Annotated in this window: 14 protein-coding genes; 6 read left to right on the forward strand and 8 right to left on the reverse strand. The window is 70.9% G+C overall.

Annotation, left to right across the window (positions count from 1 at the left end):
• Positions 1–8 precede the first annotated feature (8 nt).
• Genes EAO73_RS18235 through EAO73_RS18250 form a run of 4 tightly spaced genes read left to right on the forward strand, consistent with a single transcriptional unit; the run spans position 9 to position 9,821 of the window.
• On the forward strand, positions 9–2,039 hold the full coding sequence (locus EAO73_RS18235; protein WP_147972601.1) for a CHAT domain-containing protein: 2,031 nt from the start codon (positions 9–11) through the stop codon (positions 2,037–2,039).
• Positions 2,036–7,198 (forward strand): AAA family ATPase, encoded by a 5,163-nt coding sequence (locus EAO73_RS18240; protein ID WP_147972602.1) that lies wholly within the window; start codon positions 2,036–2,038, stop codon positions 7,196–7,198. Before EAO73_RS18235 ends, EAO73_RS18240 begins: the two co-directional genes overlap by 4 nt.
• Entirely contained in the window at positions 7,195–8,538 is a 1,344-nt protein-coding gene (locus EAO73_RS18245) for a hypothetical protein (protein WP_147972603.1), read from the forward strand. The genes EAO73_RS18240 and EAO73_RS18245 overlap by 4 nt, the downstream gene beginning before the upstream one ends.
• A complete protein-coding gene (locus EAO73_RS18250; protein ID WP_412074673.1) occupies positions 8,535–9,821 on the forward strand; it encodes an MFS transporter in 1,287 nt (428 codons plus the stop codon). The genes EAO73_RS18245 and EAO73_RS18250 overlap by 4 nt, the downstream gene beginning before the upstream one ends.
• Before the next feature lie 6 nt (positions 9,822–9,827).
• On the opposite strand, the gene EAO73_RS18255 is transcribed toward EAO73_RS18250, so the two are convergent.
• From EAO73_RS18255 to EAO73_RS18270, 4 genes are all read right to left on the reverse strand, one after another.
• On the reverse strand, positions 9,828–10,625 hold the full coding sequence (locus EAO73_RS18255; RefSeq protein ID WP_147972604.1) for a VOC family protein: 798 nt from the start codon (positions 10,623–10,625) through the stop codon (positions 9,828–9,830).
• A 51-nt stretch (positions 10,626–10,676) separates the two neighbouring features.
• Positions 10,677–12,032 carry a carboxyl transferase domain-containing protein gene (locus EAO73_RS18260; RefSeq protein ID WP_147972605.1) on the reverse strand — a complete coding sequence of 452 codons (1,356 nt, stop codon included), beginning with the start codon at positions 12,030–12,032 and terminating at the stop codon, positions 10,677–10,679.
• Positions 12,025–13,482 carry an acyl-CoA synthetase gene (locus EAO73_RS18265; protein WP_147973515.1) on the reverse strand — a complete coding sequence of 486 codons (1,458 nt, stop codon included), beginning with the start codon at positions 13,480–13,482 and terminating at the stop codon, positions 12,025–12,027. The genes EAO73_RS18260 and EAO73_RS18265 overlap by 8 nt, the downstream gene beginning before the upstream one ends.
• Positions 13,483–13,574: 92 nt before the next feature.
• Complete coding sequence (locus tag EAO73_RS18270; protein ID WP_191134130.1) at positions 13,575–14,786, reverse strand: MFS transporter; 1,212 nt, start codon at positions 14,784–14,786, stop codon at positions 13,575–13,577.
• A 106-nt stretch (positions 14,787–14,892) separates the two neighbouring features.
• Here EAO73_RS18270 and EAO73_RS18275 point away from each other — a divergent pair, with 106 nt between their 5' ends.
• The gene (locus EAO73_RS18275; RefSeq protein ID WP_093708939.1) at positions 14,893–15,324 is read left to right on the forward strand and encodes an Lrp/AsnC family transcriptional regulator; all 432 of its coding nucleotides are present in this window, start codon (positions 14,893–14,895) and stop codon (positions 15,322–15,324) included.
• Between the two features lie 31 nt (positions 15,325–15,355).
• Here EAO73_RS18275 and EAO73_RS18280 read toward each other — a convergent pair whose 3' ends face one another.
• The 4 genes from EAO73_RS18280 to EAO73_RS18295 form a co-directional block, all read right to left on the reverse strand.
• A complete protein-coding gene (locus EAO73_RS18280) occupies positions 15,356–16,939 on the reverse strand; it encodes a GAF domain-containing protein (protein WP_147972606.1) in 1,584 nt (527 codons plus the stop codon).
• A 22-nt stretch (positions 16,940–16,961) separates the two neighbouring features.
• Positions 16,962–17,999: a rod shape-determining protein gene (locus EAO73_RS18285; protein ID WP_147972607.1), complete on the reverse strand. Its 1,038-nt coding sequence runs from the start codon at positions 17,997–17,999 to the stop codon at positions 16,962–16,964.
• A gap of 245 nt (positions 18,000–18,244) precedes the next feature.
• On the reverse strand, positions 18,245–18,811 hold the full coding sequence (locus tag EAO73_RS18290) for a hypothetical protein (protein WP_147972608.1): 567 nt from the start codon (positions 18,809–18,811) through the stop codon (positions 18,245–18,247).
• 16 nt (positions 18,812–18,827) lie between these two features.
• A complete protein-coding gene (locus EAO73_RS18295) occupies positions 18,828–19,253 on the reverse strand; it encodes a MarR family winged helix-turn-helix transcriptional regulator (protein ID WP_147972609.1) in 426 nt (141 codons plus the stop codon).
• A 121-nt stretch (positions 19,254–19,374) separates the two neighbouring features.
• Here EAO73_RS18295 and EAO73_RS18300 point away from each other — a divergent pair, with 121 nt between their 5' ends.
• Positions 19,375–20,394, forward strand: coding sequence for an NADP-dependent oxidoreductase (locus EAO73_RS18300; RefSeq protein WP_147972610.1), 1,020 nt, complete (start codon positions 19,375–19,377; stop codon positions 20,392–20,394).
• Positions 20,395–20,476 lie beyond the last annotated feature (82 nt).

A 20,476-nucleotide genomic window follows, 5' to 3' on the forward strand; every position in this document is an offset into this window, starting at 1 on the left:
CGAGGATCATGAACAGTGCGGTATGGCTGCGCGTTGTGGAGCTTCCGGGCAGCGCGTCGGGCTTCGGGGTCCACTTCGTGGCGGACAAGGGCATCCAGCTCCTGGTGCCCATGGCGGACGTGGGAGACCTGACGGCTCTGAGGGCCGTATTCGAGAGGCAGGCGACGGAGCAGGACCGCCGGGAGGCCGGTGACGCTCTCTTCGACGCGGTGTTCGGCGGCGGGCTCGGTTCGCCTTGGGCGGAGTTACGGGCGGGTGCCACGAAGGACGACCCGTTGCACGTGCTTCTGACCGTCGAGCCCGCGGCTCTGCGCGCGCTGCCGTGGGAGCTGATGCGCTGCCAGGGCACCTGGTTATGGCGGCGGCCCGAACTGCTGCTCAGGCGGGGGGTGCCGGCTGCGGGGGCGGAACCGCCGCCCTCGGAACTCGGGCCCAGACGCGTGCTGATAGTGGTGGCGACCCCTGCCAGCCAGGAGCAGATACTCGCCGAGCACGAGATCGCCGCACTCTCCGGAGTGCTGGAGCGATCCCCGGGACTGGCCCATGTGGAGGTGCTCGATTGCCCGGCGAGCGCCTCGGTGCTTGCCGAAGCTGTGGAGGAATTCCGTCCGCACGTGGTGCATTTCATCGGACACGGGATGCCGCGATCCGACGGCGGCAGCCCGGAACTCTCCTTCTCCTCCGACACGGGGGTCCTGTGGACTCTCGCCGCCGAAGACATCGCGGACCTGTTCGGCAGGCAGCCATCCGTCGTGGTGCTGAACGCGTGCCGCATCGCCCAGGCCGACCCGTCGGACTGGATAGGCGGAATCGCGCAGGCGTTCCTCGAATCCGGGGTGCGGGCAGTTCTTTCGATGCAGGCCGACATCGACTCGCAGGCCGCCGTGATCTTTTCGGGCAAGTTCTACGAGGCGTTCGCGGAACACAAACCGCTGGACGTCTGTGTCGCCGTGGCGCGCGCCGAGCTCGGGAGGATGCCCGAGAAGACCGGTGCCTGGGCCCTTCCCGTCCTGTTGATGCGCAGCGAGCCCGATGATGCGCTGCCTCATCTGCTCGCGACGCCGGACAGTTCGGTGACGGATGTTCTTCGCCATAAGCAGTACGCTGACCTGCAGCTTTTTGTTGGGCGTTCTGAAGAGCGACGGAACGCCTGGTGGGCCTTGGACGATCCCCGGGCCGTTCCTTCCGTACCCGAGCGTCATGTGCTCGTGATAGGCAAGCATCCCCGGAGCGGGCACAACCCGACAGGTAAGACGTGGCTGGCGAACTGGTGTCTTGCCACCTGGTTCCTTCGAGGGCATCACATAATCTCCGTTGACCTGGCGCAGAGGATTTCGGCACCGGGTGGACAGGCGGGTGGCGGGTCGAAGAAGGACTGGTTGGCTGTGCTGCGCATGATTCGTGAAAGGGCGGTCTCGCCGGATCAGCTCTGCTCATTACCGAAGGACGTCTTCGGTGAGTTCAACGCGCAGCTCAACCGACTGGTGTCCGGAGCGGTGAGGCCTCTTGAAGGAGAGGTGTACGGGCAGGAGGACGAATGGCAACCGTTCAATGTGGACGCGGGCCACGCGGATGAGCGCAAGGCGCAGATTCTGGACGCGTTTCGGCAGGCTCTCTGCAAGGCTTCCGTCACCCGGCCGATCGTCATCGCTCTCGACCATGCCGAAATGGTGACGGAAGAGTCGTTGAGCGGCGAGCTCTACCACGGTCTGATCAGGCCCATCGCCAAGGGCGAGGCAATGCCGCTTCGGCTGGTCCTCGTTGCCTCCGAGTTTTCGCGGCCTGTGGTTCCCGACGCGGACTCGCATCTGGTGGGCCGTGTCCAGGTCGGCGATTTCAAGAAGTCTCACTTCATGCGGCTGGCCAGGGCCTACAGCAGCCGACTGAAATGTGTCCCCAACGCCGCGACTCTCAACTTGCTCCATGCTTATGTCCAGCAGCCGGACGACTACTTTCCGGTAGGGCTCTTCCAGTTGTTCACGCAGAAGAGGATCATCCAGCAGTGGACCGAAGCGGCTCGGGCTCTGGAGGCCCGATGACGAACGCCGCGGACATGATGGCCGATCTGGCTCGCAGACTGGCGTCGGGCGAGAGTCCCGAGGACATCAGCAGGTCACTGGTACCCGAGTCCTGGCGGCCGGCGCTCAGAGCGTGCGCCGCGGCCCGGATGTTCGATTCGGCTCTCTACGAGGGGACGCTGCGTCCCTGGGCGCACCGTGCGACCGGGGAGGAGCCTCCTTCCTGGAGCGACCTCGTCGAACAAGGGGCCGTTGTTCCCGCCAGGTGGCAGCACGGGCAGTATGCGCTGACGGATTCGGATCGGAGCAGCTATTTCCGTGAGTGGCTGAAGCCCACCCCCTCCCGACTTCTGGCTGAACTCGAGGAACTGGAGAGGGAAGTTGCGCGGTATTGGGGTGCCGCGGACGACGAAGTCGAGCAACTTCGGCACCTTCTCCTGGGTGCACCGGAGCGGGCCGTCAGTCTGTTCGACCGGCTTTTCGCGCAGGCGGATGAGGACGGGGACTTCGCGGCATGCGAGGACCTGGTCGATGTTCTGGGGGACCCGGACCGCTCGGTCCGCCTGGCGCCCGAGTTGCGTCAGAGATACCGGGACTGCTCGGGCTATGTCCGTACCCGGTCCTTCTGGGCGGCCGACTACGCCCGCGCGGCGCAGTATCTCCCCCCGGACGGGATCGAGGAACAGGCGGAGCGCCTGCTGCGGGGCGAGCAGCGGATCTGGCAGATGTACGCGCCCGGCGGCGCGGGCAAGACGATGCAACTCCGCTGGCTGGTAGCGCGTCACTGGGTGCCGGCCGGGCGGGACGTGCTGTGCGCCAGGATCGACTTCGACTTCGCCAGTGCCAGAGCGGTCGGCCGCCATCCCTGGCTCATTCTGCTGGAAATCGCGGAACAAGTAGGGCGCCGATTTCCCGGTAAACTTTTCGAGAGACTCGAAAGCTACGCTGCTTATCGGGTGCTTCTTGACCGCCGGCCTTCCAAGCTGGCGAGCGATGTGGCGCGTGACATTGCTCTGCTGAATTCCGAGGCCGTCGAGGACGAGCTGGTCGGCGCCTTTGCCGACAGGCTCAACCGCGTGCGTCCGGGCAAGCCGGTGGTTCTGGTCGTCGACACCCTGGAAGAGCTCCTGTTGCACGGTTCGGGCGAGGCGGCGCAGCTGCTGCGTCTGCTTGCCCGCCTGCTCGAGCGCTGCCCGGGGCTCCGGGTGATTCTGGCCGGCCGATACGATCTCCGAGAGGCGCTCCCGGACGCTCTTACTGTCTTCGGAGACGTCGAAATCGCTCATGTCGAGGTTCCACTCTTCACTTCCGGGAAAACGCGTGCCTACCTGGCCCGGCGCGGCATCACCGATCCGGAGCTGGTGCGCGCCGCGACGTCGAAGGCCCAGGGGCTTCCCTTCACATTGGCGTTGTGCGCGGACGTGATCGAGAGCGATCCGGATATCACGCCGGAGACCTTGAACTCCTGGGGGGAACCGCACCTTCGATACCTCATCGAGCGAGTTGTCTGCCGCATCGAAGACCCCCAGGTGCGATGGATTCTGCGCTACGGCGTCGTTCCGCGGCAGCTGCGGTTCGAAGACGTCAAGCAGGTCATGCTGCACTGGCTCTCAGCCGGCATCAGCGGGGCGGAGGAGGTGGACGATCCCCGCACGGACGCGCATCACCTGCGCGGCAGCTCCGAGGTCTTCCCCGTCGTATCCGGTCAATTGACCGGTTGGCAGCTCGAGAACGCCTGGCAGCGTCTACTCGATTACGCCGGCGCATCCTCCTGGGTGTCCCGGCAGCCGGGAGACGACTCCGTAGTCGTCTTCCATCCCAATGTGGCGGCGCCCATGAGACAACTGGTCGCCCTTCAGCCGGTGGCCAGAAAGCTGCACCGCGCGTTCGCGCTTCACTTCGAGAGTCAGGCAGGCGCGTACCCCGAGCAGTGGCTCACCTACACCAGGGAGGCTCTTTACCATCACTTCCAAGGCGGGCACCCCGATGCCGTGCAAGCGTGGCACAACGCCGTTCGACGGGCCGACGAGCGGAACGACTTCGACGGCATGCGGGAGCTGGCCGAGGAAGTGCTGGGGCCGGAGTACGTGGAGGGGACAGAGCCCAGGCGGCTTCCCGACGGACCGCAGTTGATCAGCCACACCACGCTCATTGCCGCGCATCTCGTGATAGCCACCTCGCTCGTACTGAAGCAGGCGGAAGAGAACACGTACAACGCCGCAGACCCCCTCTGGAACGAGATCGAGCACAGGATGGCGGTCGTCGGCAAGCTGCGTGCGAAGGCCCCAGCACCTGACGTGCAGTCGAACAGCGCGGAACAGTTGCTGCGGGCCTGCCTCCTGAGCAGCCAGAACAAGCACCAGGAGGCAGCGCACATCGTTCAGCTGGCGCTGCGCGAAGAAGAGGAGGACCGGTGGAGGGAACGGCTTCAGGTCACCCTCGCCCGCATTCAGACGGCACTCCACGACGGTGAAGCGGAATCCACCTACCGCTCAGCTCTCCACACCGCCCACACCCGCAGTGCCACGGCCAGCCAATGGCTCATCTCCCTGGAACTGGCGCAGCAGCTGGAGCGCCAGGGGAACATCACCAAGGCTGTCGAACTCGAGGATCAGGTCGTCACACCGGCCGAATCCAAGGCATCCGCCGCCCTCACCCGGAACGCGGGGCGCCGTCATGAGCGGACGTCCCCGTTGCAGTCCCGCGCGATGTTGGCCAAAGCCCGCAGCCAGCTCAGTTCGTTCGTCCCCACAGAAGCGCTCGCGACTCTGCAACGCCCGGAGTTGCTGGCCGTCCCGCACGCGCAGCGTGTGGAAAGATGCCTGCTTCAGTCACGCGCCCACCGGCTCCTGGGGCAGTCCCAGGAGGCACTCACCGCCCTGGACGAGGCCGAGCAGTCGTCGGCCTCGGGCGAGGGGCCGGCCCGCTTCCGGCACCTCGCCAGGAGCCTCATGGCCCGTGCCGCGATCGAGGGCGAGATGCTCGCCGTCGATCGCGCCCAGTCGCTCTTCGACCGTGCGGCCGGTCTGTGGAGTGACCTGGGTTTCCCGCACGGACACCCGCGGTACCTCCTTCTCTACGCGCGCTTCCTGGCCCGTGATCTGCAGGACCTGCGCCGTGCGGCGGCCGTACTCGTTCAGTTGCAGACCGCCGACGCGTCGGGGGAGTGGGTCGTGGAGCGGTCCCTGCTGTGGCACCAGCTGTCCGGCCTGGGATACCCGGTGCACGATGCCTCGCTGCTGGACGTGCCCGCCGACTCCCGGGAGAAAGTCCTCCGCGGAGGCGTGGCGGCCGTACTGAACTCGCCGCAGCGGACAGCTGAGCTGTGCCTGGCCCTCGCCACCGTGCAGCCTCCCTCGGCGCGGCTGGGGGCACTGGCGGGGCTGAGCAGTTGTCCGACACCCCCCGATGAGGCCCCGAGCCCTTCGCATCTGAACGCTCTGCACGCATTGTTCGCCCCCATCGCGCAGCCTGCCCGGTCAGGGCTCGACTATCAGGTGCAGCTCACCCACCTCGCGCATCTGGGACGGCTCGCCGGGCAGAGGGCGCAGGCAGCCCACCTCTCCGACCGCGCTCATCAGGAACTGCACACCCGGTCCGGCGATCCGCTGTCGGCCTGGCGTCGAGCTCAGGCGCAGATGCTGGCCAGGGGAACCGCCACCAAGCACGTCAGCGACAGCCTTCTGGAGGTCGCACCGGCGACGGCGCCGTTGTCGTCCGCGGTCGCCCGCTGGTTCCTGGCACGGAGAGCCTCCGCCACGGCCGAGGAACGCGACGAGCACCTGCGCAGGGCAGTCGCCGACCTGGGCGGGGTACACCAGGAATCGGCATGGGAGGCACGCATTCTCCATTCCGTCGGGGAGGACCTGAACGACCGCTCGATGATGAAGGCCGCCGACCGCATGATGGTGAGGCTCGGACATCCCGCGCCGGGAGAACAGGCCCGGAGTCCGGTCGATGATCAGGAGCGGCCGGAGACGGACCGCGTGTTCAGCATCGTTCCCGGCAACACGTCCACGGCGGGCCACCAGGCGCTGGCCGACACGCTGCTGGCGGACTGGCGTGCGGCAGCGGCGACCATGCTGCCCCGGCTGCGGGAAGTGTGGCCGGGTGCCGACCAGGTCTCGCGTATGCAGGTGCGGTCCGACGACGCCGCTCTGCACACGTTCCCCTGGGAACTGTCGTCGCTCGCGGCGAGCGAGGACGAACACATGGTCCTCTACCGGACCCTCCCCGATGCCGCGGAATCGGCGGATGTCCGGGCCTTGCAGTCTGCGCTCCGCCTCATGGCCGGCATGGAGATCATCGCTGACGGGGTCTTGGGCGGTGCGACTTTCGCGGCCGCTGCCGCCGCCCTCAACATCGTGCTGCCCAAAGGAATGAGCGGGACTTCCAGGGCTTTGGTGTCGCTCGCCGGCGCGGCCTTGGTCACCCTTCTGCGGGAAGCGCGGCAGCGAACGCGGGCGAAGTTCGGAGCGCACTCGGTACTCCTGCTGGAGAGCGCGCCGAACGATGCCCTGCTGGACCTGCAGGTGTCAGCCAGGTCCCTTACGGACGTCTACCGCTCACAGGGATGCGAGGTGCTGCAGGTATCCAGTCCTGCCTCCTTGCCGCCCGCCCGTCGGGGAGCACCGGCTGTGCTGCATGTGCACGCCCCGCTGAGGATCAAGGGGGGCACGACCCCGTACTTCGACCTGTCGCCGGTCGGACTCAGCCCGAGTGATCGTCTGGACAGCAAGGCCTCGGGATCGGACCTGGATCCAAGCAGGCTGGTCCAGTGGCTGGCCGGGTTCGAACCGGGAACCCAGCCGCTCATCGTTCTCGACCCCCCGCGCCCCAGTTCGTCCGCCGACATCCCTCTGCAGCTCGTGTTGCGCAACCACTTCGCGGCGATCCTCTTCGCCTCGGGCCTGGTGCCTGCTGCCCTCGGGACCGGACTCGTCAAGGCGTCCGAGCTCCAAGCCATGGTTCTGGCGACCGGGATCGTACGGGAGGCGCCTCTGATGGAGTTGCACAGGGCTCTGCAAGCAGTGGTCCTGCTCCAGACGGATCCAGGCCGGGGAGACGCCAGATGGACGACTACCGACTGGGGCGATGACTCTCTCGAAGCGATCACCGGCACCATGTTCGCCACCCCGTCCGCCCTGCACCTCTCGGAATCCGAGGCGGACGAGGAATGACCCGTGTCGACGGGGGCTACAGGCGTCGCCGGGAGCATGAGACGCGGCACGTCATCGATGATCTGAGGGCGGAACTCTCCTCGTGGAGCAGCAGTGCTTCAGAGGGCCATTCCCTGGAGAAGCACGAGTCGCAAGTCCGTTCCGTTGTTCTGGTGCTGACGACGGTACTCGACCGCATCGAATTGATGCCGTCGGACGAACGCGTCCTCCGGGCGGCGGACATCGTCCTCGACCTGCACCACCTGTGGGACTTCTTCAGAAGCAAACTGCTCATCCGGCAAGTCCCCCGTTACGGAAGGCTGCTCGAAGTCACCGACGAGTTGGCGTGGTCGTTGTACGAACCCGTCATGCTGGCCGCTGCGTCGGACTCCCGGCTGCGTGAACCGCCTTTGACGTTTCCCAGCCGCCGGCCCGTTCCTTTCGCGACGGCGCGCGGGTCCGACTTCGAGGACCTGCTCTCCCATGGAAGGCAGCGGACGATGGACGGCCGTAAGGCGAGCAAGTGCCTGCCCGTCCCCCTCATCTCCCTGCCGTGGTCGTCGGGACGCCACCTGCCCTCCCTCCTCGCCGTCGCACATGAGACGGCCCACCACATCGAGGACGATTTCGGCCTGACGCCATCGCTGCTCGCCAGACTGAGAAGCGTTACGGGGATGGAGACCGACCGCCTGCTGCTCTGGGAGCGGTGGCTCGGAGAGGCGTTCGCGGACATCTGCGCGACCATCGCCTGCGGGCCGGCCTATATCTGGGCGCTGGCCGACGCCTTGCGAACAGCGGAGGAACGCCATACGGCAGAGTCCGCCGACTATCCCCCGGATCGTCTGCGGCTCCTGATCTGTCACGCCGCTCTTCCCTCCCTTCAGGAGCCGTACTCGCTGCCACCCCTGCCGGGTCATCAGGAGCCCGCCGACATGGAGCCCGACGCAGTGGTCGAGGCCCTGCTCTCCGACGGAATGCGGGAGCTGGGAGGAAAGGGGCTGCGGGAACTGATCGGCTTGCGCCGCCCCGCAGACATTCCGGACGAGGTGGCCCGGCTCCGCAACGCACTCAGAACCCGACGTCGTGACGTCCCCGGGATCCTCGCCGCGGCGACCCTGGCCTTCGTCGCGGACCCCTCGGCCTACGAGGCGGCCGGTATCGGCGAACGCTGCATGAATGAGGTCATCGGTCTCAGGCAGAAAGGGAAGCGTCACACGGTTTCCGACGGGCATCGGGGAAGCCGGGACAGCCAGGCGGGCGACGAGCTCTTCGAGCTGCTGCGCGACCGCGCCGAGGCGTCAGGGCCACGAGTCCCACCGGCGCGTACGGCACCGGGGAGTGGTCGATACCATTCCGCGTGACCGAATCCCTGACCGAATCCGATGCCGGCGCCGGTGAGCCGTCGCCCCGGGGCCGGATATTCGCCGACCTGACGCCCCTGCGGACCTCGCCCGACTACCGGCGGCTCTGGTTCGGGAACACCGTGTCCTGGGTGGGGCAGGGGATGACGGCGCTGGCCGTCTCGTTGCAGGTGTACGACCTGACCGGGTCGGCCTTCTCCGTGGGGCTCATCGGGGCCTGCTCGCTGGTGCCGCTCGTGGTGTTCGGGCTGTACGGCGGGGCCGTCGCGGACACCGTGGACCGGCGGAAGCTGGGGCTGGCCAGTGCGTTCGGGTCGTTCCTGCTGTCGGTGGTGCTCGTCGGGGTCACCGTCGCCGGGGTGGAGCGGGTGGGGGTGCTGTACGGGGTCGTCGCGCTCCAGGCCGTCTGCTTCGCGCTCAACTCGCCCGCGCGCTCCTCGATGATCGCCCGGCTGCTGCCGGCCGAGCAGCTGCCCGCCGCCAACGCGCTGAACTCGATGACCAGCACCACCGGCACGCTCGTCGGGCCCATGCTCGGCGGGCTCATCGTCGGGTGGTGGGGGTACCGCGCCGCGTACGGGGTCGACGCCGTCACCTTCACCGCGTCCCTCTACGCCATGTGGCGGCTGCCCTCGATGCTGCCCGAGCGGGACGCGGCGACGGACCGGAAGCGGGCCTCCGTGCTCGACGGGCTGCGGTTCCTCGGGACCCGGCCCAATCTGCGGATGACGTTCCTCAGCGACCTGTGCGCCATGGTCCTCGCCCAGCCCCGCGCGCTCTTCCCCGTCGTCGCCGTCCTCTGGTACGGGGGCGACGCGAAGACCACCGGGCTGCTCGTCGCCGCACCGGCGCTCGGGGCGCTGCTCGGCGGGGTGTTCTCCGGGTGGCTGGGCAGCGTCCGGCGCCACGGTCTCGCGGTGCTGGTCGCCGTCGGCTGCTGGGGCGCGGCCGTCGCGGTCTTCGGCCTCACCCGGCAGCTCTGGCTCGGCATCCTGTTCCTGGCGCTCGCCGGGGCCGCCGACACCACGTCCATGGTCTTCCGCAACACGATGCTCCAGGCGGCCGTCCCGGACGAGCTGCGCGGCCGGCTCCAGGGCGTCTTCATCGTGGTGGTGGCCGGCGGGCCCCGGCTGGGGGACTTCCTCGCCGGGTCCGCCGCAGATCTGACCTCCCCGGGGCTCGCCGTCACCGGGGGAGGCATCGCCTGCGTGGTCGCGGTGGCGCTGCTCGGGCTGCGGTGGCGCGGCTTCGCCCGGTACGACGCGCGCCACCCCGAGCCGTAGAGCCCGCTACGACACCCGCTCCAGCGTCGGCATCTCGCCGCCCGTCGTGCCGTTGTCGATCAGCGAGAACGGCGCGCCCTCCGGGTCCGTCAGCGCCGCGAACCGGCCGAACGGGATGGTCATCGGGCCGAACCGCAGCGTCGCTCCCATGGACGTCGCCTTCTCCACCGCCGCGTCGCAGTCGTCCACGGTGAAGTACACGTTCATGTACGGCGGCACCTCCGGCGGGAAGTCGTCCGTCATCCTCATGCGCCCCAGGACCGGGTCCGCGCCCAGGTCGTAGAGCGTGAAGTCGACCCCGTCGTCCGTCATGCGCTGCACGCCGTACCCGAAGACCTCGGGGAAGAAGGCGTCCGCACGCTCCGGGGCCCGGGTGAAGACCTCGGCCCAGTTGAAGGCGCCCGGGACGGTCCGCGCCTCGAAGCCCTTGTGGGTGCCGGGCTGCCATACGCCGAAGGTGACCCCGCCCGGGTCGGCGGCCAGCACCATCGTGCCGAACTCACCGACCCGCATGGGCTCCACCAGGAGCGTGCCGCCGGCGCCGCGGATCTTCGACGCGGTGGCCTCCGCGTCCGGCGAGGCCAGGTACAGGCACCAGCCGGGCGGCATCTGCCCGGGGCCCGGCGGCATCAGCGCGGCGACCGCCTTGCCGTCCACGTACGCCTGCGTGTAGTTGCCGTACTCGGCCAGCGTGTCGCCGAACGTCCAGCCCAGCAGCTCACCGTAGAAGCGTTTCGCGCCCTCCAGGTCGGTGAACGTCGCGTCGGCCCAGCACGGTGTGCCCTCGGTCGCTTCTGCGGGCATCGTCGGTCATCTCCTTGCGTGAGGGCGGCCCCTTCCCACGCTAGCCACCCTTCACGCCCCCTGCCCGTCGGCACGTGGTTCCGCCACCGAGCGGGCCACGCCCAGATCCACCAGGTCCTGCGGGCGCAGCCGCAGTTGGCCGGCCGTGGCCCGGACCTGGTCGGGGGAACGCTTCAGGATCGCGGCGGCCAGTTCCGGGGCGATCACCGAGAAGTAGCTGTCCGGGGTGACGTGGGTGCGGTCCGGCGCGGCCAGGGCCAGCGCCCCGCCCGAGCCGCCCTCGCCGATCACCAGGGTGGTGACCGGGACCCGGGCCGCCGCGATCGCCGCGAAGGCGTCCGCGATGGCCGCGCCGGCGCCGGCCCGTTCCGCCTCGGCGTCGTTGGCCGCGCCCGGGGTGTCCACCAGCGTGAGGACCGGGACGCCCAGCCGGCCGGCGAGCCGGATCACCCGGGCCGCCGTGCGGTAGCCGGCCGGGCGGGTCGCGGTGCCGCACTGCGCCACGTACGCCACCGCCCGGCCCTCGCGCAGCCCGAATCCGCAGAGCAGCCCGGGGTCCGTGCCGCCGCAGCGGTCGCCGCTCAGCGGCAGCCGCTCGTCGAAGTAGTCGTCCAGATAGGCCCCGGCGCGCGGCCGGTCCGCCGCCCTCGCCCGGAGCACCGCGTCCCAGCCCGTCCCCGGCAGGTCCCTCGCCCCGAGGGCCGCCGGCACCGGGGCGGGGGAGGGCGGGGTGTCGTGGTGGGCGAGCAGGCCGAGCCAGCGTCCGACCGTGGCCGCCAGGTCCCCGGGCGCCACGACCGCGTCGACGGAACCGGCCGCGAGCTGGCCCTCGGCCCCGTACGCGGCGGGGTCGGCGCCGGCCGGCCGTACCCGCGATCCGGCGAACCCGACCTGCGCCCCCGGCAGCGCCAGGATCACATCCGCGCCCGCGCCCAGCGTGGCCCAGCCGCCGCCGGTCGTCGGGTCGCGCAGGACCGCGAGCTGCGCGGGGCCCGCCGCCCGCAGCCGGGCCGAGGCGCGGGCCACCCGGTGCAGCTGGGTCAGCGCGATCATGCCCTCCTGCATCCGGCTGCCGCCCGTGGCGATCAGCGAGACGAGCGGCAGCCCTCGGGTGATCGCCTCCTCGTACGCCGCCTCCAGCCGGTCCCCGGTGCGCTGCCCCAGCGAGCCGCCGAGGAAGCCGAATTCGAAGGAGATCAGGACACACGGGTGCCCGCCGACCGTGGCGGTGCCGTGGACGACGGACTCCTGCTCGCCGGTACGGGCGGTGGCCCGCGCGCGGGAGTCCGCGTAACCGGTCCAGCCGAGCGGGCCGTCGCCGGCGGTGTCCTCCGCGGGGGCGGCGGACTCGGTGAAGTCGGCGGTGAGTGCGCCGATCGCCTCCCGTGCCGTCAGCCGCTCAGCCATGGAGCGCCCGCTTCATGATCTTGCCCAGGTCGTTGCGGGGCAGCGCGTCCAGGTAGCGGACGGTGCGCGGGCGCTTGTGCGGGGCCAGCTGGGCGGCGACATGGCCGGCCAGTTCCTCGGCGGTGGGCGGGGCGGCGGGGTCGGCCGGGACCACCCAGGCCACGATCCGCTCGCCCAGGTCCGGGTCCGGTTCGCCGGTGACCGCCGCCTCGCGGACGCCGGGGTGGTCGAGCAGCGCGTTCTCGATCTCGCCGGCGCCGATCTTGTAGCCGCCGCTCTTGATCAGGTCCGTCGCCCTGCGGCCGACGATGCGGACATAGCCGTCCGGGTCGAGCGTGGCCATGTCGCCCGTGCGGAACCAGCCGTCGGCGGTGAGCGCGGCGGCCGTCGCGTCGGGCCGGTTGAGATAGCCGGTGAACAGGTTCGGGCCGCGCACCTGGATCTCGCCGATGGACTCGGGACCGGTGAGCGGGGTGCCGTCCTCCTCCACCAGACGCAGTTCGACGTCGCGCAGGGGCGGGCCGACCGTGCCGGGGCGCGGGGCGCCGTCGGCCCGTACACCCGTGTTCATCAGGGTCTCCGTCATGCCGTACCGCTCGATGACCCGGCGGCCGGTCGCCGCCGCGATGCGCTCGTGGTCGTGGACCGGCAGCGCGGCCGACCCGGAGACCAGCAGCCGGGCGCCCGCGAGAGCCTTCGCGAGACCGGCGGACGCGTCCGGGTCCGCCAGCGCCTCCGCGAGCCGGTGGTACATGGTCGGTACGCCGAACAGCATCGTGCCGCCCGCGCCCAGCTCCCGGCCCACGCCCTCGGGCGAGAACCGGCCCAGGTGGCGCACCGAACCGCCCCGGCGCAGGGGGCCCAGCACGCCCAGGATCAGCCCGTGCACATGGAACAGCGGCAGCGCGTGGACGAGGACGTCGTCGGCGGTCCACTGCCAGGCGTCCTCCAGCGCGTCCAGCGACGCGGCGAGCGCCCGGCGGGGCAGGACGGCTCCCTTCGGCGGGCCGGTCGTGCCGGAGGTGTACACCACCAGGGCGGGGGACTCGGGGTCCGGCTCGGGGAGCGCGGCGGGCACCGGGCCCGGGGACGCGGTGGTGACGTCGACGCGGTCCAGGCCGGCCAGCGCGGGCGGGAGCACGTCACCGGGGGCGGCCAGCACCAGGGAGGGCGCGCTGTCCGCAACGATGTGCGCGAGCTCCCGCTCCCCGGTCTTCGGGTTCAGCGGGACGGCCGGCACCCCGGCCCGGAGCGCGGCGACCACCGCGACGACGGTCGGCGCGCTCGGCGTGGCCCAGACGGCGACGCGGACCGCGCCGGTGAGCCGGGCCGCGAGGGAGGCCGTGACCTCGGTCAGCGCGGAGTAGGTGAGGGTGACGTCATCGAACCGGACGGCTTCGCGGGCGGCCGCCGGACCGGACGCGTCCTGGAGTGCGGGCAGAAGTGGCATCACCCTGCGCACCCTAGATCGGTACGGGGTCCCCGGCCCTGGAAACCGGCTCGAATGAGGCCCGCCTCACGCCCCGGCGCACGCCGCGCCCCTCAGCCGTCCCGCTGGACGTTGCGCATCCGCCCGTACGCGTACACACAGCCCGCCAGCGCCAGGTCGGACAGCAGCATGAAACCGATCGAGTACGAGTCCTTGGCGCTGTAGATCGCGCCCATCACCAGCGGCGGCACGAACCCGCCGAGTCCGCCCATCGCGCCGACGATGCCCGTCACACTGCCCACCTTCGCCTGCGGGGTGACCTGCGAGACCAGCGCGAAGACACTGCCGCTCGCGGTGCCCAGGCCCGCCGCCATGACGAGCAGCGCGATCGTGCCCGTGGGGTCCAGCCGGGGGTCGAAGGCCTGGACGATCGCCATCAGCGCGGCCACCCCGAGGGCCACCGAGGTCACGAGCGCCGGGTGCACGCGGTCCGAGAGCCAGCCGCCGATCGGCCGGAAGATGACGGTGACCAGGGCGAACCCGGCCGCCTTCGTCCCGGCGTCGGTCGGCGACAGCTCGTACCACGTCTTCAGGTATGTCGGCAGGTACACGCCGAACGCGACGATGCCGCCGAAGCCGATCGCGTACAGCGCGGACAGCTCCCAGGTGACCCGCAGCCGGCCCGCCGCGCCCAGCCGGTGCGCCAGCGAGTCGGTCGGCACCTGGCGCCCCGGGTGGTCGTTGATCAGCACCGCCGACAGCGCGGCGTACACCACCAGGGCGCCGGCGACCACGAGGAACGGCAGGTTGTCGCCGTGCTCGGCGATGCGCGGGGTGAAGTAGCCGGACAGCGCGACGCCGCCCATGCCCATGCCGAAGACGCCGAGCGCGAGACCGCGCTTGACGGGCGGGAACCAGGAGTTGACCAGCGGGATGCCGATCGCGAACGTCGTGCCGCCGATCCCCAGCAGGAAGCCCACGGCCAGCATCGCGCCGTACGAGTTCTTCGCCGGGATCAGCAGCAGCACCGGCAGGATCGTCAGCGCCGAGGTGAGGGGGAACATCAGCCGCGCCCCGTACTTGTCGGTCAGCGCGCCCGCCGGGATACGGCCCAGCGAGCCCACCAGCACCGGCACGGCGACCAGCAGCGACTGCTGGAACGAGCTCAGGTCCAGGCGGTCCTTGTAGTCCGCCGACATGGGCGCGATCAGGTTCCACGCCCAGAACGTCAGCGTGAAGCCGATCGTGGCCACGATCAGGTTGCGATAGGCGGCGGAGCCCGGGGAGTCCGCGCGTGCGGGTGACTGCTTCACGGCTGTGTCCACACGGCCAGTCAAGGCCGGACACGGGCCGTGAGCCCGTCGGCGTGCGCCGTACGGGGGACACCGCCCCGCGCTTCGCATATGCGTCGAATCTGTGACAATGAGGACCATGGATCGTCTGGACAGGGAAATCCTCGGTGTCCTCCAGGAGGACGCCCGGATCTCGTACCGCGACCTCGGCGTACGGGTCGGACTCAGCGCCAACGCGGCGGCCGACCGGGTCAGACGGCTGCGCAAGGACGGTGTCATCCGCGGCTTCACCGTGATCGTCGACCCCGCCGCCGACACCCGTACCGGGCTCGTCGTGTTCATCGACGTGACCCTGCGGATGGACACCACCAACGAGACGTTCGAACGGGCGGTGCTGGCCCTGCCCGGCATCACCGAGCTGGTGCACGTGACGGGCGCGCACGACTACCTCGTGCGGGCCACCGCCGCCGACACCGCCGCGCTCGACACCCTCCTGCGCCGCCTCAAGCGCGAGGCGGGCGTCGCCCACTCGAACACGCGCGTAGCGCTGAGAGCGGCCCCGGGGCCGTGACCGCGTGCTGTGACCGGCCCCGGTGACAGCTTCAGAGCGGGGCCTCCCAGGTCACCGTCTCCGCCCGCGAACCGTCCGGCTCGTGCCCGTCGTCCGCGACCGTGAGCCGGACCGCGCCCCGGCCGTCCGGCAGGGTGGCCGTCGCGTCCACCTCCACCTCGATCGCCGACACCCCGGTCCGCCGGTGGGCCGCCGCCAGGGCGCCCCGCAGCGCCGCCAGCAGCCGGCCGCCGACCGGTTCCGACACCAGCGCGTCCACCGCCCCGGCGAAGTGCACCGACGGCTGGAAACCGAGCACCGCCGCCGCGCCCCCGGTCTCCCGCAGCACCTGGCCCCGGAACGTGGCGGGCGCCTCGGCGGGCGGCTGCTGGAGCGCGAAGATGGCCGTGCGCACCTCCTGGATCGTCGAATCCAGCTCGTCGACGGCCGTGCCGAGCAGCTCGCCCGTCTCGCCGGCACCGGCCCTGCGGCGCGTCGACTCCAGCATCATCTCGGTGGCGAACAGCCGCTGCACGACCAGATCGTGCAGGTCCCGCGCGATCCGGTCGCGGTCTTCGTACACCGCCAGCTGCTCCCGGTCGGCCTGCGAGTCCGCGAGCACCAGGGCCAGCGCCGCCTGCGAGGCGAACTGGGCGGCCAGCAGCCGGTCCAGATCCGTGTACGGGCGGGCGCCGCGCCGCCGGGGCAGGGCCAGCGTGCCGATGAGCCGCCCCCCGCTCTGCAACGGCAGCATCATGCTCGGCCCGAACCGCGACCGTACCGGTGTGGTCATCCGGGGATCGCTCGCCGAGTCGTCGATGAAGACGGCCTCGCCGCCCAGCAGTTGCACCAGGACGGGCGAGCCGGGCGCGATCGCCGTGCCCACCAGGCCCGCCGGATCCTCCAGTGTCGAGGCGACCACGATCTCCATCCCGCCCTCGTCGGTGGGCTGCAGGATCACCCCGGCCGAGGCGTCGCTGAGGATACGGGCCCGCTCCGCCACCGTCGTCAGTGCGTCGGACAGGTTCTCGCCGGTGAGCAGGGTGTTGGTGACGGCCGCCGCCCCCTCGATCCAGCGTTCGCGCTGGCGGGCGCTCTCGTAGAGCCGGGCGTTGCCGATGGCGATGCCGGCCTGCGCGGAGAGGACCTTCAGCAGCCCCGCGTCGGTCTCGGTGAAGTGCCCGGTGTCCTTCTCGGCCAGGTAGATGTTGCCGAAGACCTCGCGGCGGACCCGGATCGGGGCGCCCAGGAACGAGCGCATCGGGGGATGGCCGGGCGGAATGCCCGTGGCGCGCGGATCGGCGGACAGGTCGTCGGAGCGAATCGGCCCCGGCGCGTCGACGAGCGCGCCGAGCATCCCCGTGTGCCCGTCGGGGAAGTCGCCGACGGCCGCCTGCTCGGCCTCGCTCATCCCGCAGACGTACAGCTCGCGGATCGTGCCGCGCCCGGGGTCGAGTACGCCCAGCGCCCCGTACCTCGCGTCGGTCAGGGCGGTCGCCGTGTCGATGATCTGCTGGAGCGTGGCCCGGAGTTCGAGGTCCGAGCCGACGCTCAGCACGGCCTCCAGGAGCCGGGGCAGCAGCGGCGACCGGGGCAGGCCCCGGTCCGGCAGCGCGTCGGGTGGCTGGTCCGTCATCCGCCGGTCCCGCGGCCGGGGGTCAGCTTGCCAGCGGGTCGAGGACCAGGGGGCTGATCTGCCCCTCCAGCATGGCGCCCAGGCCCTGGATCGCGCAGGTGTCGGGCCGCTCCGCGATGTGCACCGGCACGCCGGTCGCCTCGCGCAGCATCTGGTCGAGGCCGGGCATCAGGGCGCTCCCGCCGACCATCATGATCCCGCAGTCCGCGAGGTCGGCCACCAGGTCGGGCGGGCAGTCCCGCAGCACCTTGCCGACGCCGTCCAGGACCGCGGTGAGCGGGCGGTGGATCGCCTGGCGGATCGCGGCGGTGTCGACCTCGACGGACCGGGCGAGCCCGGTGGCGACGTCGCGGCCGTGGATCTCGGTGACCGAGGGGCCCTGCGCGGTCAGCCCGTTGCCGTTGAGCGCGAGCTGGAGGGGGCGCACGGACTGGCTGGGCAGCATCAGCTCGTGGTACTGGCGCAGGTGCTGGATGACCGCGTGGTCGATCGCGTCGCCGCCGATCGGGAGGCGTACCGCTGTCACGATCGAGCCGAGCGAGAGCACCGCGATCTGCGTCGTGGCGGCCCCGCACACCATGATCATGGTCGCGGTCGGCTGCTCGACCGGCAGCCCGCAGCCGACGGCCGCCGCGATCAGGGTGTCCACGAGCTCCACCCTGCGGGCGCCGAGCCCGACCAGGGTCTCCACCGAGGCCCGCCGGGCGAGCGGGTCGCTGTCGTGCGGGGTGCAGGCGGCCGCGCGCAGCCAGGGCTTGCGGCGCAGCTGACGGCGGAGCTTCTCGCCGAGCAGGTGGCGCAGCATGCGCTGGGCCATCTCGATGTCCACGACGGTCCCGCCGGAGACGGGGCGGGCCACCCGGATGTAGTCGGGGGTGCGGCCCGTCATCTGTTCGGCGAGGGCGCCCACGGCGATCAGTGAACCGGTACGGGTGTTGACGGCGGCGACACTCGGCTCGTCCACGACGAGGCCGGGCCCCTTGACGTACACCCGGGTGCGGGCGGCCCCGAGGTCGACGGCGACGTGGCAGCGGCGCAACTGCTCAAGGCTGACGGTCACGGCGGGTTCCTCCCGAGAGCGTTGAGGGGGTCCGACGGGCAGCCGGCTCTCCTGAAAGCGTGCGCCGTTCGGACCCCTCGCGCCCGCTGGGCTGAGCCGTAGGAGGGACCACCTGACGGCGTGTCGAGCGCGCCGCGCGACCCGCGCGACCCGCGCGTCCCACAGCACCTCGGCCACTTCAAGCCCGTCCGGCGATTGAGGACGCCTGACCGGCAGGTCCCAGCCGTCCGGCGATTGAGGACCCCTCAGCCCCGCACCACCCGCTGCAACAACCCCCACGTGAACTCCGCGACGCACGCGTCCGCCCCGCTCCCGACCCCCAGCGCGAACCGCGTCGGCGCGCTCCCCTCCATCGGCCGGGCCGGCGCGAAGGCCCGCGCCACCTCGTCCACCGTGCACGACCAGGGCACCAGGTCGTCCACCGTGAGCAGCACCGGCGCGGCAGCGCCCCGCGCCCGGACCAGCCACTCGTTCCACACCGCCCCGCCCGGCGCCACCATCACCTCGAACCGCAGGTCCGGCCAGAGCGGCACCGGCCACAGCAGCACGTCGCACTCAAGGTCGCCCAGCACCCGGCGGGCCGTCGATTCCGGCTCGCCGAGCACCGAGCGGTAGCGACGCAGCGAACCCCGCCCTCGCGGCGCCCGGACCATGGCCTGCCAGCGGCGGTTCGCCTCGCGCATCTCGGCGGGCGTCGCGCTCAGCTCGTGCCGGGCGTCCTCCACGAGCCCCGGCTGATGGTCGGCCATCCGGCGCAGCAGGACGAGCTGGAACTCCCGGGGGCCGAAGGCGGCGGCGTTCATGCCCCCCATCCTGCCCGTACGCCGCTCAGGCGCCCAGCATTCGCCGCAGCAGATCCCGCAGCACCGTCCGGTCCGCGGCGGAGAGCCCCGCCAGCGGCTCCCGGGCGAAGTCCAGCGCGTCCCGCAGCTGCGCGGCCGTCGCGGCCCCCCGCTCGGTCGGCGCGGCCAGCTTCACCCGGCGGTCGGCCGGGTCCGGGCGCCGCTCCACCAGGCCGCGCGCCTCCAGCCGGTCGACGATCCCGGTCACATTGGACGGCTCGCACTTCAGCTTCTGGGCGATCCGGCGCATGGGCAGCGGCTCGACGGACAGCAGTCCGAGGACCCGGGCCTGCGCACCGGTGAGGCTGTGGGCGGCGGCGGCCTGCTCGTACTCCTCGTAGTAGCGCGCCACGACGGTGCCGATGAGCTCGATGACTTCGAGTGTCAGGGGATCTGTGCGCGAGGGGGCCATGACACACAGGATACCCAGTTGCTTGACAACATGAAATATCCAGGAGCATGGTTGTTTCATGTGGTGAAGCTTTTCCGCCGCTCCCAGACCGACACCCCCACACCGAGGAGACCCCGAGCCCATGTCTGCAGCACTTCCCGCGTCCGGCCGTGAATGGCACCTTGTAGCCCGTCCCCACGGCTGGCCGAAGGCCGAGGACTTCGCGCTGCGTGAGGCACCGGTCACCGCCCCCGCCGAGGGCCGGGTCCTCGTGCGCAACCTGTACTTCTCGGTCGACCCGTACATGCGCGGCCGGATGAACGACGTGAAGTCCTACACCCCGCCCTTCAAGCTCGACCACCCCATGGACGGCGGCGCCGTCGGCGAGGTCGTCGCGTCGAACGCGGAGGGCTTCGAGGTCGGCGACCACGTCCTGCACGGCCTCGGCTGGCGCGAGTACGCGAGCGTCCCCGCCCAGCACGCGGTGAAGGTCGACGCCTCGCTCGCCCCGCTCTCCGCCTACCTCGGCGTGCTCGGCATGACCGGGCTCACCGCCTACGCCGGCCTTTTCGACGTGGCGTCCTTCAAGGAGGGCGATGCGGTCTTCGTCTCCGGCGCCGCCGGTGCGGTCGGCAGCCAGGTCGGCCAGATGGCGAAGATCAAGGGTGCCTCCCGGGTCATCGGCTCCGCGGGCTCCGACGAGAAGGTCAAGCTCCTCACCGAGGAGTACGGCTTCGACGCCGCGTTCAACTACAAGAACGGCCCGGTCAAGGAGCAGCTCGCAGCGGCCGCCCCCGACGGCATCGACGTCTACTTCGACAACGTCGGCGGCGAGCACCTGGAAGCCGCGCTCTCCTCGTTCAACGTGCACGGCCGCGCGACCATCTGCGGCATGATCGCCCAGTACAACGCCACCGAGCCCACCCCCGCCCCGCGCAACCTCGCGCTCGTCATCGGCAAGCGGCTGCGCCTGCAGGGCATGCTCGTCGGCGACCACGCCGACCTCCAGCAGCAGTTCGTCCAGGAGGTGGCCGGCTGGCTGAACTCGGGCGAGCTGAAGTACCGCGAGACGGTCGTCGAGGGCATCGGGAACGGCGTCGACGCCTTCCTCGGTCTGCTCCGCGGCGAGAACACCGGGAAGATGATCGTCTCCCTCGGCTGAAGCGCTCTTCCCCGCACCCGTTAGGCTCATTCCAACCGTCGCGATCGTGGGCGCGAGTCGCGACGCACCAGCAGGAGGAATC

It is taken from the genome of Streptomyces sp. col6, assembly GCF_008042035.1.
Lineage (GTDB): Bacteria > Actinomycetota > Actinomycetes > Streptomycetales > Streptomycetaceae > Streptomyces.

Coding starts and splice junctions, on each gene's coding strand:
- EAO73_RS18235 (WP_147972601.1), top strand. CDS start 9: ATGAACAGTGCGGTATGGCTGCGCGTTGTGGAGCTTCCGGGCAGCGCG.
- EAO73_RS18240 (WP_147972602.1), top strand. CDS start 2,036: ATGACGAACGCCGCGGACATGATGGCCGATCTGGCTCGCAGACTGGCG.
- EAO73_RS18245 (WP_147972603.1), top strand. CDS start 7,195: ATGACCCGTGTCGACGGGGGCTACAGGCGTCGCCGGGAGCATGAGACG.
- EAO73_RS18255 (WP_147972604.1), bottom strand. CDS start 10,625: ATGCCCGCAGAAGCGACCGAGGGCACACCGTGCTGGGCCGACGCGACG.
- EAO73_RS18260 (WP_147972605.1), bottom strand. CDS start 12,032: ATGGCTGAGCGGCTGACGGCACGGGAGGCGATCGGCGCACTCACCGCC.
- EAO73_RS18265 (WP_147973515.1), bottom strand. CDS start 13,482: ATGCCACTTCTGCCCGCACTCCAGGACGCGTCCGGTCCGGCGGCCGCC.
- EAO73_RS18275 (WP_093708939.1), top strand. CDS start 14,893: ATGGATCGTCTGGACAGGGAAATCCTCGGTGTCCTCCAGGAGGACGCC.
- EAO73_RS18280 (WP_147972606.1), bottom strand. CDS start 16,939: ATGACGGACCAGCCACCCGACGCGCTGCCGGACCGGGGCCTGCCCCGG.
- EAO73_RS18290 (WP_147972608.1), bottom strand. CDS start 18,811: ATGGGGGGCATGAACGCCGCCGCCTTCGGCCCCCGGGAGTTCCAGCTC.
- EAO73_RS18295 (WP_147972609.1), bottom strand. CDS start 19,253: ATGGCCCCCTCGCGCACAGATCCCCTGACACTCGAAGTCATCGAGCTC.
- EAO73_RS18300 (WP_147972610.1), top strand. CDS start 19,375: ATGTCTGCAGCACTTCCCGCGTCCGGCCGTGAATGGCACCTTGTAGCC.